This is a genomic window from Marinomonas aquiplantarum (assembly GCF_003314975.1).
GTDB classification, from domain to species: Bacteria; Pseudomonadota; Gammaproteobacteria; order Pseudomonadales; family Marinomonadaceae; genus Marinomonas; species Marinomonas aquiplantarum.
In genome coordinates, this window is the sequence record NZ_QNRF01000009.1 from 37,947 (window position 1) to 54,496 (window position 16,550).

A 16,550-nucleotide genomic window follows, 5' to 3' on the forward strand; every position below is an offset into this window, starting at 1 on the left:
CACTTTTTTTGCTAATGCCTGTAAAAACAACTAAATAGTGCTACAGCTTAGGGAATCCGCCGCCGCCAGGAAGGCCACCAGGCATCATACCGCCCAGTCCACGCATCATTTTCTTCATGCCGCCCTTGCTGCTGAACTTCTTCATCATCTTCTGCATTTGTTTGTGCTGTTTCAACAATCGGTTCAGATCCTGGATCTGCAAGCCCGCACCGGTCGAGATACGTTTCTTACGAGAACCATTAATCACATCGGGATTGCGGCGTTCCGCAGGCGTCATGGAATTAATCAAAGCCTCCATACGCACAAACATTTTGTCATCCACTTGATCTTGAATATTACCTAACTGCCCCATGCCTGGCAGCTTATCCAACATGGAACTCATACCGCCCATGTTTTTCATCTGCTGCAGCTGCTCTTTAAAGTCTTCTAGGTCAAAGCCCTTACCTTTCTTTAATTTACCAGCAAGCTTTTCGGCCTTGTCTTTATCAATTTTTTGCTCGGCTTCCTCGATCAAGGACAACATGTCGCCCATGCCCAAGATTCGAGATGCCAAACGATCTGGATGGAACGGCTCTAAAGCGTCAGTTTTCTCCCCAACACCCAAGAACTTAATCGGCTTACCGGTAATGTGACGCACAGACAGCGCAGCACCACCGCGGGCATCACCATCGGTTTTCGTCAAAACGACACCGGTCAGTGGCAATACATCCCCAAACGCCTTGGCCGTATTTGCGGCATCTTGACCCGTCATGGCATCCACAACAAATAAGGTCTCAATTGGATTAATCGCCCCGTGAAGCGACTTAATCTCGGCCATCATGTCTTCATCAATCGCTAAACGACCTGCGGTATCGACAATAACAACGTCTTTATGGGCTTTCTTAGCGTAATCAATCGCATTATTCACAATATCGATTGGCTTTTGTGACAAATCACTCGGAATGAAATCTACATCAATTTCATTGGCCAATGTTTCCAACTGTTTGATCGCTGCTGGACGATACACATCGGCACTGACAACAGAAACGGACTTTTTCTCACGTTCTTTTAAATACTTTGCCAGTTTAGCCGTTGAGGTTGTTTTACCCGCCCCTTGCAAACCCGCCATTAAGATGACAGCTGGACGCGCTACACGCAGATTCAAGCCATCATTGGCTTGCCCCATGACCGCTTCCAGTTCCTGCTTAACGATTTTTAAGAAAACTTGCCCAGGACTCAGGCTTTTTGAAACTTCCGTACCAACGGCGCGTTCTTTTACGGCCGCAATAAAGTATTTGACAACAGGAAGTGCCACATCAGCTTCTAATAAGGCCATGCGCACTTCACGCAACACATCTTTAATGTTGTCTTCGGTTAATTTAGCTCTTCCTCGAATTCGATCAAGGGAGGAGGTTAAGCGTTCTGATAAACTGTCGAACATATTGCCCTCGAATTTGGCTCAAAAATGGAAAAAAACTGACACTATCAGTTTATCCAAGGTGAAATTGGTTTTATTATAACGGATAAATGATTATCACCCTATACCTTTACTAAGCGGACATCCTAGTTCATGACTCAAATATCGCTTTGGTTAGCTTGCACAGCCTGCTTAATTGCTGGTGCGGTTTACTTTTTTCGCCCCCACAACCGCTTCACACAGCTGATTGGGGCGCTTGCCGTTGCGACACACACTTTTTCATTAATGCAATTATTGCTTAATCGTGATGGCTTCAATTTTTTAACCATTGGCTTATTAATCGCTTTAATTGGCAATACCTTGCTGTGGTTTAGCAACAGAGACAAAGATTTATCCCTGCTAATCGGCACAGCTTTTCCTCTTAGTGCCATTATTTTAGCACTCAATGCCATTGAACCTTGGGATTTGAAACAGCTTCACAGCAATTCATGGGGCACCAGTGCCCACATTCTTATCGCTTCCGTTGCTTACAGTCTATTTGCCACTGCTTGTGGAGTTGGGATTTTGCTGGCCATGCAAGAATACCAACTTAAACACCACAAACTAAAACAATTGCTGCGCGTCCCACCGCTTCAAGTTTTAGAAAGCTTGATGTTTGAATTCATTTGGGCCGCTTTTATTCTATTGACCATCACCATACTTACCGGCTTCTATTTTATAGAAGACATGTTTGCCCAACATTTAGTACACAAAACCTTTTTCACCATCGCCTCTTGGTTCGTGTTTGCAGGGCTGTTACTTGGTCGACATTTAGCTGGCTGGCGCGGACAACTGGCCGTCAAATTAACCCTTAGTGGCTTCTTCCTATTAATGCTAGGCTACTTTGGTAGTCGCATTGCATTACAAATCCTATTGCAATAATGGCCGAATTCACAAAGTATGTTTGACAGTCGGTTCGTAAGAACTAATAATTCCACAATCTAAATTATTGAGGCGCTCCCTTTTTGAACGAAGTTCCCTTAAGTATCCTCGGCGGAATACTGGCTTTTCTCATTCTATTTTCTGCTTTCTTTTCAAGCTCAGAAACAAGCATGCTGTCTTTAAACAAGTATCGACTGAAGCATCTTGTGAAAAACAAACATAAATCAGCGATCAAAGTCAGTTCTTTACTTGAACGTCCAGATCGTCTTATTGGCGTTATTTTAATTGGCAATAACTTTGTCAACATCCTAGCTTCCGCTATCGCCACCATTATTGCGGTAAGATTATGGGGAGACGCTGGTGTCGCCATTGCAACTGCGGCACTCACCTTAGTTATTCTTATCTTCGCTGAAGTCACACCAAAAACATTTGCGGCTTTGCATCCAGAAAAATTAGCCTTCCCATTTTCATGGGTACTGGCTGTCATCCTAAAATTACTTTACCCATTAGTATTGCTCGTCAACACCTTGTCCAATGGATTGCTACGTCTGTTTGGGGTGCAAGCTCACCACAGCAACCAAGACACACTAGATTCAGAAGAACTGAGAACCGTAGTAAATGAAGCGAGCGGTTTAATTCCTGCCGCTCACCAAGACATGCTGATCTCCATCCTAGATCTAGAAAAAGTCTCTGTGGAAGACATCATGATTCCACGCAACGACGTTGTTGGTATCGATATTGAAGACTCAATCGAAGAGATCATTGAGCAAATCTGTCAAACACGCCACACTAGAATGCCTGTTTACAATGGCGAGATTAATAAAGTCATTGGCATTCTTCACGCTCGTCATGCTGCCATGTTCTTACGCGACCCAACACCATCCAAAGCGGCATTACTTAAAGCAACCGTTGAACCTTACTTTATCCCGGAAAGCACTTCACTCAACACAGTGCTTCTAAACTTCCAGAAAGACCATCAACAGATGGGTATCGTGGTCGACGAATACGGTGACGTTCAAGGCATAGCGGCATTAGAAGACGTTCTTGAAGAAATTGTTGGCGAGTTCACACCGCCAACCCAAGACGAAGAAGAAGAGATTCAAGCACTGGATGATGGCTCCTTCCGTATTGAAGGCTCCACTCACATTCGAGAGATCAATAAGGCACTAGATTGGCACTTGCCGACCGATGGACCAAAAACCCTAAACGGTTTAATCATTGAAACACTTGAGTTTATCCCTGAACACCCGATCAGTCTTTGGGTAGACCACTACCAAATTGAAATCCAAGAAATTGAAGACAAGGTTGTGAAATTCGCCAAACTTCAGTTAAAGCGGTAAAGGATACGTCATGAGATACTGCCCTAAATGTGGTCACCAAGTTGAGATGACCATCCCACAAGGTGATAACCGCACACGAGCAGTCTGTCCGCATTGCGCTCATATCGATTATGACAACCCAAGACTGATCACTGGCACCATTCCACTCTATCAAGGCAAAATCCTCCTATGTCGTCGTAACATAGAACCACAATTTGGATTTTGGACCCTACCTGCTGGCTTCATGGAAAACCAAGAAACCACCAGCGAAGGCGCTCTTCGCGAGACATTAGAAGAGTCCGGCTCGGTAGCCAAATGCCAGCAAGCTTTTAGCATGATCAGCATCCCAAGAATTAATCAGGTGCACCTTTTCTATATTGCTGAATTGGAAAAGGACGACTTTCACCCAACCGAAGAGAGCTCAGAAGTCGCACTCTTCGACTTGAAAGACATTCCATGGGAAGAATTAGCCTTTAGCAGTGTCACGAAAACACTTGAGTTCTTTATTGAAGACCACCAAAAAGGACAATATGGTTTTCACGAAGACGTCATTCTGTTTAACTCTGTACCAGATTAAACAAACACTTTAAGATTCAACTCGAATTAAATGATAAGCCACTTCTTCATAGGGGTGAGCTAAACGCAAAGCGGCAACAACCGCCTCTTTGTACTGTTCCAAGAGCACCATCTCCACTCGATACTCTTCAACCTGCTCAGCTTCACCCACGTTACCAAGAAACGGTTGAGCGCCATCTTGAGGGCAAAACTGCCCTTGTCCAAGCACCTGCCAACAACACGCCTCATAATTTCCCATTCGACCAGCACCAGCAGCAAAAACCGCACTCTTTACCGCTTCAATATGTGTTGCTGGAACATAAAATACTAACGAATACATACCCACTTCCTTTATTTCCAATACGGCATTAACAACTAAATCAAACTCATTTGCTCTAACGTATCAGGCAGAATCAGCTGCTTACAAGGCAAAGCGCCATTAGCCACTAGCTTATCATCCAACCAAGACGCCAATGTTGGCGCAGCAATATTGTCGGAAGAATGCACAAACACAACAGGGCTTAAGCCTTCTTCTAACCATTGCTTTATTTTGACTGCCCACTGATCCAGCCAAACATGATTACTCGGCAGATCAGGGTGACCAATATAGCGAACGATGGGAGTAGTTGCCGTCGCAACGGGGTGACAAGGAACTCTTGGCTTCTTTTGTTGAGCATCCAAAAGACTTTCATTATAAGCAGGCGTTGAAAACACAGGGCGAGAATCCATGACAACTCGATTAACTTGACGTTCAGACAACGCCTTCAAAAAAGCCGCTTCGCGCTCGCCCTTATCAAAAAAGTCTAAATGGCGAACCTCAACACTCAAGGGTGTGCTCAACTGCCACTCGTCCATTAAGGCTAAAATGTATGGCAAACGCTCCGCTGCTAATCGACCAGGAAGTTGCAACATAGTAGGCCCTAACTTAGCGACAAGCGGGCTTAATGTTTGCTGAAAAGCTAACCAATCATTGCGCACTTCTTGCCATGGGCGCTGTGCTGAAGCATGAGAAATCTGTTGCGGGACTTTAAAACAAAAGCGAAACTCCGCTCCGACTTGTTGAAACCAACGCATTAATTGCTGATCCGCTACTGGCGCGTAAAATGTACTGCCCACCTCCACCGAGGAAAAAACGTTGGCATACTCTGCCAGTCGCTCACCGCCAGGCACCGCAGACGAATACAGCCAATCGATCCAAGCCGGATGCTGCCACTGCGCCATGCCGTACAAAACCGTCATAAATTGACCGGACGATATTCAACACGCTCAATGAAGTAGAGTTTTTCCCCTTGAGCCCGACGAATCGTGACCTCATCCCCCTCTTCTTTTTTCAGCAAAGCTTTTGCCACTGGCGAGTCCATACTGATGTAATCTGCCTGATGATCCAATTCATCAGGCCCAACAATACGAAAACACTCTTGTTGACCAGCCTCATCCTCTAATGTGACCCAAGCTCCAAAAAACACCTTACTCTGATCATCTGGAATGCGATCAACGACTTTACAATGATCCAAACGCTTTTCTAAATAACGCACTCGACGGTCAATTTCTCGTAGCTGCTTCTTGCCATAAATGTATTCTGCATTTTCCGACCTATCTCCTTGGGCCGCGGCCTCACGAACCGATTCTGTCACGGCCGGACGTTTTTCTTTCCACAGGTATTTGAGCTCCGCTAATAAGATTTGCGAACCCTCATAGGTAATATAATTCGATTTAAGTGGTGCTGGAGGTCGATAACGACTCATGTAAAAGCCTCAAATGAATAACAGCGACCATAAAAAATGCCGCTAAGCAAAAAATACTTAGCGGCATTCTAATCTTAATTGGTAAAAAAATTAAGATTCTTGTTTGTGCACATGAACGTCCATTTGTGGGTAAGGAATACCAACACCACGCTCATCAAAGGCATATTTGATTTTTTCCAACAAATCCGCACGTACTGTCCAATAATCTGCTGATGCCACCCAAGGGCGAAGATTAAAGTTCACAGAACTGTCTGCTAATTCTGCAACGGCAATCACACATGCAGGATCCTTCAGAATACGCTCATCAGCTTCGACAATCTCTTCCATAATCTGCTTTGCCAAACGAATGTCCGCATCATAGCTAATACCAACCACGAGATCTAAACGACGAGTCGATTCACGAGAAAAATTCACAATAGCACCGTTCATTATCGCCGAATTAGGTACGATAATGACACGATTATCCGGTGTGGTTAGATGGGTATGAAACAGCTCGATACGATTCACCGTTCCCATTTGACCGCCCGCGTCCACAAAATCACCCGAGCGAAATGGGCGCAATAGAATAATCAACACACCGGACGCAAAGTTAGACAATGAGCCTTGTAAAGCCAAACCAACAGCCAAACCAGCGGCACCTAGAATGGCGATAAAAGAGGTCGTCTCCACTCCAATTTGTCCCAACGCCATCAACACAACGCCAGCAAACATCAAGGCATATAAAATGCTTGAAGCAAAACCTGCTACCGCTTTGTCTACGGAAGATTTCAGTAAACGCTTTTCACACCAACCTGAAATCTTTGCCGCAATAAATTTACCCACAAAGAAAATAACCAAGCCAACGGCTAAATTAAGCGCGCTGTCCATAACCCAAGGCATCCACTCAGCACCCTGATCAAATACCGCCTGTATATCATTCATAATACTAAACCCTATCCTTAAAAAGTTTCATCAGACCAAATAATCTGCTTTATGCTGCCACTCATCCAACAATTTTTCTAATTCTTTCCGTCCTTCGTTACTAAAAGATACACAAAGTCGACCATTTACTAGCTGAGTTCCTTTCGTTTCGAATTCATCAATCCAGCAACATCGCTCCCGAAGAGTGTCTAAGTTTTCATTGTCACGGATACTCAAACCAATAAAAGCATGCCACTCAAACTCAGGTAGATTTCCGGCAAGCGCTTTTTCTAACATAGCGACACAATCCGCCTGACTTTGTCTGTAATAAGGCAATTTAGACTGATGACGAACAAAGAACATCATCAAGCCCATCAGTAGAACAAAGAAAACAAACGCAGACAGCAACAGCTCTAACATCATTCCGAAAAGTCAAACGCCAACAGAGAGGTTTTGGCTTTTTTCAGGTCTTCTAAATGCGCCTTCTCATAACCATCCATCTCTTTTTGAAATTTATTTTTAGCTTGTTTCGGCAAAGATCGCCATTGTTCATGGGTTGGAATATGTTCGGTTTTCTCAGTTACCAGATAAAAGACCGAAATATCTTCGTGCTCAGATAAATCAATACTCAGCCTATCTAATAAATTTTTAATTCGAATACTTGCTTCAATCCAATTCACTTCATCCGTACCAGCGACTTTCAACAATACTCGAATACTGTCCACAGCTTTCTGACGCTCTTCTTGATAACGCGCCTCACCCGCTTGAATACGCTCCGCTCTCAATTGATTGGCCTGCAATTGTTGGCGAATGAACCAAAGCGAAAACCCCATCACAACAACGCAAGCGAATAACACTAAGAAAAATACGGTAAGAGACATACAAAACCTTCAAACTTAATCTATACAAATAAAACACCCTATTATGTCAATCAAATAACAACGGGGTGACATTCCAAAGAACACTTGTCGCTAACTCATTAAAGCAGAGCCTTTAAATCATCAAACAAATCGGGCGTCGCGACCAACAACCCTTCACCATTAACAGCCTCGGGCCAAACCACCTGAGGCTTTGCAAAATATCCCAACCGAGCACCAGCTTCTTCCGCAATTAAAGCACCAGCCGCCATATCCCAAGGCTTCACTGTCTCGTAATAAGCATCTAATCGACCCGCGGCTACCCAACACAAATCCAATGCTGCGGACCCATTTCGTCTTACATCCTGACACGCATGAAGCACTCGACTTAAACGCTCAATCAAATTTGGTAACGATGTTTTTTGATATGGAAAACCTGTTGCCACTAAGGCATTACGAAGAGTTGATGCCCCGGAAACAGCGAGCTTTTTACCATTACAATATGCACCCTGTCCTCGCAAAGCAGAATAACACTCAGCTAAAAACGGTGCATAAACAACACCTAAAATACGCACTGAACCGATAAACAGACCAATCGAAACTGCCACATGATGGTGACCATGAGCAAAATTGACCGTACCATCAATCGGATCAATCACCCAAACAGGGACATCTTCGATCAATTGATTAACATCTAGCGCAGGAAAAGACTCTTCTGAAAGAATTTTATGCTGCGGGAACATCGCCGCAATTTTTTCACATATAAAGGCGTCCACCGCAATGTCTGTCGAGGTCACCAATTCATGATGCAACTTGTAGTTTCGATCAAATATCGCCTTTTCACGAGCCTCAACGATGAGCTTGCCCGCGTCTTGAGCTAACTGTTTGGCAAAATCCAACCATTGTTCATATTCAGACGTCATACCAATCCCTTCCACTTTTACCCTAACTGCGCATTTAGCCAAGCTGAAATATCTTGCACCTGCTCTGGGCAAACCGCATGAGGCATATCATAGGTTTGATAAGTAACAGAATAGCCTTTAGACGTTAAGTTAGCTTGCGCTTGTGCCCCCAAAGTCGGTGCAACGACTGGATCCTGAGAGCCATGATGAATTAAAAATGAGGTTTTTCCATTAGGACAAAACTCAGCCTGAGGCACCTTATCACTGTTCACTAAATAGGTAGATAAAGCCATTACACCACCAAGCACATGAGGCGTGTGTAGCCCCACCTGATAAGCAATTACACCGCCTTGTGAAAAACCCGCCAAGATAATGCGGTCAGCTGAGATCCCCTTGCTTATTTGATCTTGAATAAGATCTTCAACTTGCTGCGCAGACTCTTGAATGTTCGCCATGTCAACTTTGCGCTCTAACGTCATTTCCAAAATATCGTACCAAGCTCGCATCGGCATACCACCATTAATGGTCACGGGACGTTGCGGCGCATGAGGAAACACAAATCGTACCGCCAAACTCTCTTGCAAAGACAAAGCGGGCACCAAGGCTTCAAAATCGTGACCATCGGCCCCCAATCCATGCAACCAAATTACCGCAGCATCCGGTTTAGCGGCGGTTTCTACTTCTACTACTGGCAGCAAATCTGTCATTCTCTAAACTCTCCCAAAAAGCATCATAAAGCGTTATATGTAAAAAATGGCTCAAACATGTTGGCCAAAAAAATAGGCTATTGCGAATCGCTATAGCCTATCATATTGATGCTCTTATCGTGCCGATTAAGGCATTTTTTAGTGTTCGGTTGGATATCGAACCTCTTGCACACCTTGATGCTCATCCAGACGCATCAGTACATCTGCTCGCTCTGGCATCACCGCTAACATATGGCGTGTAAGACGCTCATAGTATTGCATAAAGCCTTTTAACTCTTCTGGTGACATGACCTTTAAATCTAAAGTATCTAAGAGTACACCATGAATATCATGTAAGTGCGCCTCTAATAGCCGCTCTTGCTTATTACGCCATTCATAGACAATGTCATAATTGGGTGCCTGCATCCAAACCATTAAGTCCAACATGGAAAATAATTCGCGATATTCATTTTTTAATAACTCATTCACAGATTGTCGCCATACGCCCTGCTTATCTCTATCACGTTCCAACGCATTCAGTGGTGAATGCAGATCCCCCTTCATATCAGGCGCACCGACACACCAACCTTCAAATAAAATCACATCAATGGGGCCTCGAACTTCTTTCCAGAGATGCACGGCTTTTCTTTCATCAATCGACTTATCAAAGCACGGGAACATCATCACCTCACCGTCTTTTAATTGTCGCGCACGCTGAAAAAGGTTCATCGCTAAAGTGACATCGTGCGTCCCAGGCACTCCGCGCACGGAAAATAATGACGTGGTCTGATCAGCAAAATTTAATCGATCCTGACGAGTGCTGTACAAGTCATCCAAACTGATCACAACTGCATTCAAATCAAACCCTTTCACTAAGATCCGACTAACAATGCTTGCAAAAGTAGTTTTACCGCAGCCTTGTGCACCACCTAAGCCGACAATCATAGGTCCTTCTCGGCGACCCACTTTGTTACTTAGCCAATTGGCGAAAGGCAAATACAAACTATCAAGCTGATCAATTAAGGATACATCGGCATATAATGCATGTAATGTTTGCTCAACTTCGAATCTCAAACGTTGGGATAAAGGATCAGGCAAGCTGGAATGAATCACATAAGATTTTGTCTGCTGCTCTAACATAATAAACACCTCCATACCGTTGGCCTTAAAGTATAGACAGAGATAGCTAGAGCTGTACAAAATTTACACAGAAATTAAAAAGGCAATAATAATTGCGAAGAAATCACATTGGATAAACGATAGCCAACGCCAATCAAACGCACAGGTCGTTTGGAGCGGGAGTGAGCTTGCTGTAATAGCTCAGAAAAAACCGCTGTAGACAGCTTTTTTTGAATCGGCTGCTCTATCGTAGTTTGTTTAAAATCATCAAATTTGAGTTTTAAATAATATTTACTCAAACGCGCTTCATACCCTCGCCCAGTCATACGTTTTTGCAACGCATCAATCAGTTCAGGCAAGACACTCAAGCAAGGTTCAACCCCAGTCAGATCCTCTGCAAACGTGTGCTCAACGGAAATGCTTTTTCGCTCTCTCGACGTTTGCACAGGACGCTCATCTATACCTAACGCTAATTGAGACAAACGAAATGCCATACTACCAAAACGTTTTTGCAACACCGAAAACGCCACCTTTTGCAAATCCGCACAGTAATACACCCCAAGTTCAGCCAGTTTTTGCTGAGCCACTTTCCCAATCCCAGAAATGCATTTAACAGGAATGGCGGCAACAAAATCTGCTTGCTGCTTAGGAGTCACAAGCGTAAGACCGTCTGGTTTGTTCCAATCACTCGCCACTTTAGCAATGAATTTATTCGTAGCAATGCCCGCTGATACTGTGATCCCAACCGTCTCTAGAATTTGCTGGCGAATACGATCGGCCATTAGGGTCGCACTGCCTTGACACTGTGTTGACTGAGTCACATCCAAATAAGCTTCATCCAAAGACAAAGGTTCAATAAGGTGAGTATATTGTTTAAAAATGTCATGCATTTGCTGAGAGGCAAGACGATACTTTTCCATATGCCCTGGTAAGATGAGTAAATCAGGGCACAAGCGTTTCGCAACGGCCACTGGCATTGCCGATCGAACACCATAGGAACGAGCAGGGTAATTAGCAGTGGATAACACGCTGCGACGCTCAGATGAACCGCCAATAGCCAAAGGTCGATCTTTCAAGGCGGGGTTGTCACGCATTTCAATGGCCGCATAAAAGCAGTCTGCATCAATGTGTATAATTTTACGCTCTGTAAGTGCCATGATTGAAATCACAAATACTGTATATAAAAACAGTATATACAGCAAACCACCCTCAAACAACACAATGTAAATTCTATGATCAAGCCCACCAGACCTGATAGAATCAAAAAATATCGGTCAAAATACCAGTCGAAAAACGTCACCCAACTGCTAAGTGGTTATTTTTGCCATATAAAACAAAGAAAATCGTCGATTTGAGACTGTAAAAATAGACGCTAACACGTAAAATAGTTTACATTTTATCCATGGGACAGAATGTCTCGAATAGGAAACGGACCTTCATCACTGCAAATGCAAGGATTCCTTTCTAACTGACAAGGTAAAAGTGAAGAAACTCCAACACTTGCCGACAAGAAAAAGTAGAGACTACCACACAAAGGGCACCACCATGACACACGTAATTCGCATTCTTTTGATTGCAACAGGGGCAATCCTATTAGCAGGTTGCCAAAGCCTAAACCAAACCAGCGCCGCTGGCACAGGCACCTGTACTTCCGTGGCACCCTGTAATGGTAACCAGGTTGGAGGTGGTACTTTGAACTATGGCCAAACCGGCACCGTTGGCGCAGTCAATGCCAACAACACTATTGCCGTCATTAAACAAGAACCCATCATTGTTACTGCTACGGGTTACGCAGCCCTCACTACCAACAAGCGCCTAACTAAATCACAAGCACGCATCATGACATTGCGCAGCTCTATGCTAGACGCTTACCGCAACCTGTCAGAACGTGTATATGGCTTAAAAATTGATGGCTCAAGCTCTTTAAGCAATATGGTCATTCAAAACGACGAATTGCGTACTTATGTTGATGCTTATTTAGTGGGAGCAAAAGTCGTGTCTCAAAGAGAACACGAAGATGGCACGTTCGAGACCGTTGTTGAAATGGCACTGCAAGAGAACTTTCGTCAGTGTGTCACCTCAACTCAAGGTGTCGCCAATGACCCTAATTGCCAAGTACAGCCTGGCTACCGTGCCGTGAATGTACAAAGCTCAACACCGACAACAAACTTCTACAGCATTGAGTGATGACGTTGCGACTCAACAAACTACTTTTAAGCCTTGTGTTGGTTGTATTTTCTAATGCAACCCTTGCTGTCACTATTGATGCCGTTGGCGAAGCCGTTATTTATAATAACGACATAGCGGATGCCCGCTATCGAGCCACCGAACAAGCGATAAAGCAAGCCGTTCTGGAGTCAGGCTCACGAGTAAACGTAAAAGATGAAATGACGAATGGCGAAGTGAATTCAAGCATTGCCATTCGCAGCTCAAGCCATGTCCAACGAGCCAAAATTATTTCGGAAGAGCAAAACGGTAATTTTTTAAAAATCATTGCGCGTATTGATGTCACCCCAGATTCTCAATGCAGTACTGGGCCAACAAGTTATTATCGAAAAACAGTTGGCGTGACAGGCTTCGATCTACAAATACCACAACAGGCTCAACTTGGCGCCATTAATAATATTTCTCGTGAACTGCCCAAGAACCTAGCGGACGAGATCAATAAACAAGGGTATTTAAAAGCGTTAACCGCCACTAACATTTCAATCTACCCTGATTTAATCAATGCTCCCTCATCTACTAATTACGATGGCTCCCTTACCAATGTCACTCGCATCAGTGAGCAACTTGGCGTGCAGTACATCATCAGTGGTGTCATTCGTGATATCGGTGAGCTTTATCAACGACAACCCAACAACAAAACCAATACCACACCTTTAGTCGCTGAAGATAAAGAAAGAAACTTTGTGGTCGATATCTATCTTTACGACGGTTTCAGTGGTGCCTTGCTGTTTGAGCACAGATACAACGAAATAGGTAACTGGGATATTGCGGACAATCAGCGCGTTGGTTTTGGTAGCGCCAAATTTTGGACCATTAATTACGGAAAAGTGGTCCAACAAGCATTAAAACAAAGCGCCTTGGATACTAGCGAACAGTTGCGCTGCCAACCCTTCATTGCCAATATATTTCGCACCGAAGGCAACCGCATCCACATTGCAGCAGGATCCATTGCGGGCATTAAAGTTGGGGATAAATTTAACGTATACCGTCGTTACGAAGTATTTAATCAGCTGCAGTCCGCACAGACTCAGCTGAACAATGCCAATATCAGTGTTACAATCAAACAAGTGCAGCCTAATTTTTCAGTAGGTGAACTGGTTGTTGATTCACACATATTGAACGTTCAGCAACAAGATGTTGTCATTGCTTGGTAAACTAATGCACTTTAAAACACACGCTCAACATCAGCGATTATATTTATTTTTTTAGGATTTGATTATGAACAACGAACTACTTCATCACTTAGAACAACGCATCAACGAAGCAGTTGAAGAAATTGGCTCCCTACGCAAACGCATTGCTGATTTGGAGATGCAAAACTACGAGCTAAATGAAGAAAAATCCGAACTACAGAGCACGCTAGATCAAACCAAAGAACAGCAATCAAACTGGGAAAGTTCTCTTTCTCAAATGCTGAGCCGATTAAATCAAATGGACAATAAACAATGAGATCCTTACTACTAGCAGCACTGATGTTAGTCAGTGCTCATACTTATGCTAACGACCAAGGTGGTCAAATTGCCAGCTTGGTAACCTTCGAATCCGCGGCAGCTCGCCCTGATGGCAGAGACGGAAAAGACAATGTCACATCCATATTAAATGCGGGCATGGAGTTCACCACACCAGAAAACATTTCTTTCCATGGTGGCTTCACTTTCGTTTTAGGCGAAACCTTTGAAAGTGGCATCCACTTAGGCACACGCTTTTATAGTGCAAGCCCTGCATTACAGATTTTCCCAGGATTGCCTATGTGGTCCTATATTGGCGGCGGCATATCCTTTCTTGATGAAACAGTATTTTACCCCGAAGCCGGCTTTCGCATCGCCACCTCGGATGTCTCTCGTGTTGATGTATTCATTAAAATACTCAACAGCGATGACGAAACCTACGACAAACACATTATGGTTGGCGCAGGGTTAACATTTTAAACAAGATGAAATTTGCACCATTTATCATTGCAGGCTTTTTGATTACAACAACCTACGTTTGGTGGCAGAGCAAAGAAGACATTACTATCACGCTGCCAAATGAGACACAAAAAAAAGAAATGCTTGGAACCAGTAATACCCGAAGCATTCCATTAAGCCCAATACAAAACTGAGCCTCGTGTTTATGGAACATTTAATTGCCCAACTCGAAGCAAGGATTGACTGGCTAACAAAACAGCTGGAAGATGCTAACGAGGAGATACAACAGCTAAAGGATAGCAAATCAAGTACCACCGAACACAATGCTTCGATGGACTTACTAACACAAATGGAAAGTCGCTCAACTGAAGATCAGCTGCAATTTTATATAGCAGACTCACTGGACCTTCTGGAGACAAAAGCCACGGCAGCGACACCACAACAAAAAGCAAGTCCAGCAGTTGAGCAACAACTCAACTTTGACTTACTGTACGAAGGTGTTGAAACTGACACCACCAATACGACAACTGAACAGACGAATTACATGACTACACAACAACCAGAGCCTAGCAAGCTAGCGGAAGAAGATAAGCAAACTGATGTCGATACGACGCCAAGTGACATGCCTGCTCAACAGGAAGCCACGATGACGGCGGAGCAACGAAAACGTCAACGCAATCAGAAAAACAACCGTCGTCTTATTAAGATGTTGGAAGACCGCTACCCGAAAGCCTTCAACTGGAATCAACCTAAGCCTCTGAAAGTAGGCATAGACCAAGATATGGTTTTGGATGATGACTTTAACGCCAGCAAGCAAAAACGCGCTCTTGCTGCCTACACTCGCTCAGACAGATACAAAAAGTGTCTTTTGTCTGGTCAGCCGCGCATTGATTTAGAAGGGGTCGCCGTAAATGACGAACCTGCTCTACCTGAATCCATGATGCCGCGCAAACCAAAAGCGACAACGAACCGCCCAACCAAAGACAAAGCCCCACGCCCTAATAAGGCCAAAGCAAACACAAAAAACCAGACCAACAAAAAGCCTAAAAAAGTTGCTCCAAAGGCAGACAGTCAATACGACAATCTATCACCTGAAGACAGAATGAAGGCTAAACTGGAAAAATTGTTAAATAAATCTTAAAAAACAGTTTACATCCCTAAGCGCGGTATATATTATATGCCGCGCTGCTGTGGAGGGGTTCCCGAGTGGCCAAAGGGAGCAGATTGTAAATCTGCCACGAAAGTTTCGGTGGTTCGAATCCACCTCCCTCCACCATTTCTCTTTTTACAAGATAACATCTTGTTTCTTATCTAGAAAAATCATCTCAAATATCTCAGATGCAATTCCAATAAACACATCTCAAGCAACACCAACTCAATACAGATAATCCTACAAAACAGCTTCAATCAAAAAAAAACCACTCACAAACACACAACAACCCTAGAGCACCACAGAGCTCAGCACAGCACTAAACCGCACCAAACAACTTATCACACTCCAAAAGCAAACAAACACCTCACAAGTAAGATCACGACCACTCACACAACATAAAAACCAACACAATTCAAAAAAGCACAACATAACAAACTAGAAAGCTGGAAAGCTGGAAAGCTGGAAAGCTGGAAAGCTGGAAAGCTGGAAAGCTGGAAAGCTGGAAAGCTGGAAAGCTGGAAAGCTGGAAAGCTGGAAAGCTGGAAAGCTGGAAAGCTGGAAAGCTGGAAAGCTAAAAAATAAACAACACCCGACGACTTATCAAGAAAAATATTGATAATGGGAAATTAAGAATAGATAGGATTTAAAATAAAGAGAAGAGAAAGAATGGTGGGTCGTACTGGATTCGAACCAGTGACCAATTGATTAAAAGTCAACTGCTCTACCAACTGAGCTAACGACCCATTCTTAGTGATGTTCTGTATTCTGATGGTCGGAGTAGAGGGATTCGAACCCCCGACATCCTGCTCCCAAAGCAGGCGCGCTACCAGACTGCGCTATACTCCGATGGCTCCTCGAACTGGA

19 protein-coding genes and 3 tRNA genes are annotated in these 16,550 nt (G+C 43.9%); 9 read left to right on the forward strand and 13 right to left on the reverse strand.

The genetic code is table 11. The annotated features are described in order from the left end of the window. Nucleotides 1–40: 40 nt before the first annotated feature. Nucleotides 41–1,420: a signal recognition particle protein gene (gene ffh / locus DFP76_RS14840; RefSeq protein WP_113875400.1), complete on the reverse strand. Its 1,380-nt coding sequence runs from the start codon at nt 1,418–1,420 to the stop codon at nt 41–43. Between the two features lie 129 nt (nt 1,421–1,549). Between ffh and DFP76_RS14845 the strand changes: the two genes are divergently transcribed. From DFP76_RS14845 to DFP76_RS14855, 3 genes are all read left to right on the forward strand, one after another. Further along, a complete protein-coding gene (locus tag DFP76_RS14845) occupies nt 1,550–2,317 on the forward strand; it encodes a cytochrome C assembly family protein (RefSeq protein WP_113875401.1) in 768 nt (255 codons plus the stop codon). An 83-nt stretch (nt 2,318–2,400) separates the two neighbouring features. Then, nucleotides 2,401–3,657, forward strand: a complete 1,257-nt coding sequence (locus tag DFP76_RS14850) for an HlyC/CorC family transporter (RefSeq protein WP_113875402.1) — start codon at nt 2,401–2,403, stop codon at nt 3,655–3,657. A 10-nt stretch (nt 3,658–3,667) separates the two neighbouring features. Continuing rightward, entirely contained in the window at nt 3,668–4,213 is a 546-nt protein-coding gene (locus DFP76_RS14855) for an NUDIX hydrolase (RefSeq protein WP_113875403.1), read from the forward strand. Between the two features lie 9 nt (nt 4,214–4,222). Here DFP76_RS14855 and DFP76_RS14860 read toward each other — a convergent pair whose 3' ends face one another. From DFP76_RS14860 to dinB, 10 genes are all read right to left on the reverse strand, one after another. Continuing rightward, nucleotides 4,223–4,531, reverse strand: coding sequence for a YqfO family protein (locus DFP76_RS14860; RefSeq protein ID WP_113875404.1), 309 nt, complete (start codon nt 4,529–4,531; stop codon nt 4,223–4,225). 35 nt (nt 4,532–4,566) lie between these two features. Continuing rightward, on the reverse strand, nt 4,567–5,430 hold the full coding sequence (locus DFP76_RS14865; protein WP_113875405.1) for a DUF72 domain-containing protein: 864 nt from the start codon (nt 5,428–5,430) through the stop codon (nt 4,567–4,569). Beyond that, a complete protein-coding gene (gene greB, locus DFP76_RS14870) occupies nt 5,427–5,936 on the reverse strand; it encodes a transcription elongation factor GreB (RefSeq protein ID WP_113875406.1) in 510 nt (169 codons plus the stop codon). The genes DFP76_RS14865 and greB overlap by 4 nt, the downstream gene beginning before the upstream one ends. Nucleotides 5,937–6,026: 90 nt before the next feature. Then, on the reverse strand, nt 6,027–6,857 hold the full coding sequence (locus tag DFP76_RS14875) for a mechanosensitive ion channel family protein (RefSeq protein WP_113875407.1): 831 nt from the start codon (nt 6,855–6,857) through the stop codon (nt 6,027–6,029). A gap of 30 nt (nt 6,858–6,887) precedes the next feature. Next, a complete protein-coding gene (locus DFP76_RS14880) occupies nt 6,888–7,259 on the reverse strand; it encodes a hypothetical protein (protein WP_113875408.1) in 372 nt (123 codons plus the stop codon). Next, on the reverse strand, nt 7,256–7,717 hold the full coding sequence (locus DFP76_RS14885; protein WP_113875409.1) for a DUF2489 domain-containing protein: 462 nt from the start codon (nt 7,715–7,717) through the stop codon (nt 7,256–7,258). Before DFP76_RS14885 ends, DFP76_RS14880 begins: the two co-directional genes overlap by 4 nt. 98 nt (nt 7,718–7,815) lie before the next feature. Beyond that, nucleotides 7,816–8,616: an inositol monophosphatase family protein gene (locus DFP76_RS14890; RefSeq protein ID WP_113875410.1), complete on the reverse strand. Its 801-nt coding sequence runs from the start codon at nt 8,614–8,616 to the stop codon at nt 7,816–7,818. A gap of 17 nt (nt 8,617–8,633) precedes the next feature. Continuing rightward, the gene (locus DFP76_RS14895; RefSeq protein WP_113875411.1) at nt 8,634–9,302 is read right to left on the reverse strand and encodes an alpha/beta hydrolase; all 669 of its coding nucleotides are present in this window, start codon (nt 9,300–9,302) and stop codon (nt 8,634–8,636) included. A gap of 138 nt (nt 9,303–9,440) precedes the next feature. Further along, nucleotides 9,441–10,421, reverse strand: coding sequence for a hypothetical protein (locus DFP76_RS14900; RefSeq protein WP_113875482.1), 981 nt, complete (start codon nt 10,419–10,421; stop codon nt 9,441–9,443). Nucleotides 10,422–10,495: 74 nt separating this feature from the next. Then, the gene (gene dinB, locus DFP76_RS14905; RefSeq protein WP_113875483.1) at nt 10,496–11,557 is read right to left on the reverse strand and encodes a DNA polymerase IV; all 1,062 of its coding nucleotides are present in this window, start codon (nt 11,555–11,557) and stop codon (nt 10,496–10,498) included. 388 nt (nt 11,558–11,945) lie between these two features. Between dinB and DFP76_RS14910 the strand changes: the two genes are divergently transcribed. The 6 genes from DFP76_RS14910 (at nt 11,946) to DFP76_RS14935 (ending at nt 15,809) form a co-directional block, all read left to right on the forward strand. Continuing rightward, complete coding sequence (locus DFP76_RS14910) at nt 11,946–12,587, forward strand: LPP20 family lipoprotein (RefSeq protein WP_113875412.1); 642 nt, start codon at nt 11,946–11,948, stop codon at nt 12,585–12,587. Continuing rightward, the gene (locus DFP76_RS14915; protein WP_113875413.1) at nt 12,587–13,780 is read left to right on the forward strand and encodes a flagellar assembly protein T N-terminal domain-containing protein; all 1,194 of its coding nucleotides are present in this window, start codon (nt 12,587–12,589) and stop codon (nt 13,778–13,780) included. Before DFP76_RS14910 ends, DFP76_RS14915 begins: the two co-directional genes overlap by 1 nt. 64 nt (nt 13,781–13,844) lie before the next feature. Next, nucleotides 13,845–14,075, forward strand: a complete 231-nt coding sequence (locus DFP76_RS14920; RefSeq protein WP_113875414.1) for a cell division protein ZapB — start codon at nt 13,845–13,847, stop codon at nt 14,073–14,075. After that, entirely contained in the window at nt 14,072–14,554 is a 483-nt protein-coding gene (locus DFP76_RS14925; RefSeq protein ID WP_113875415.1) for a hypothetical protein, read from the forward strand. The genes DFP76_RS14920 and DFP76_RS14925 overlap by 4 nt, the downstream gene beginning before the upstream one ends. A gap of 184 nt (nt 14,555–14,738) precedes the next feature. Beyond that, nucleotides 14,739–15,674, forward strand: a complete 936-nt coding sequence (locus DFP76_RS14930; protein WP_113875416.1) for a ProQ/FINO family protein — start codon at nt 14,739–14,741, stop codon at nt 15,672–15,674. A 51-nt stretch (nt 15,675–15,725) separates the two neighbouring features. Continuing rightward, a tRNA-Tyr gene (locus DFP76_RS14935) sits at nt 15,726–15,809 on the forward strand. Between the two features lie 544 nt (nt 15,810–16,353). Here the strand turns inward: DFP76_RS14935 and DFP76_RS14940 are convergent. Together DFP76_RS14940 and DFP76_RS14945 are read right to left on the reverse strand one after the other, a co-directional pair. Continuing rightward, nucleotides 16,354–16,429: transfer RNA gene (locus tag DFP76_RS14940), tRNA-Lys, on the reverse strand. A gap of 26 nt (nt 16,430–16,455) precedes the next feature. Further along, nucleotides 16,456–16,532, reverse strand: a tRNA-Pro gene (locus DFP76_RS14945). Nucleotides 16,533–16,550: the final 18 nt, after the last annotated feature.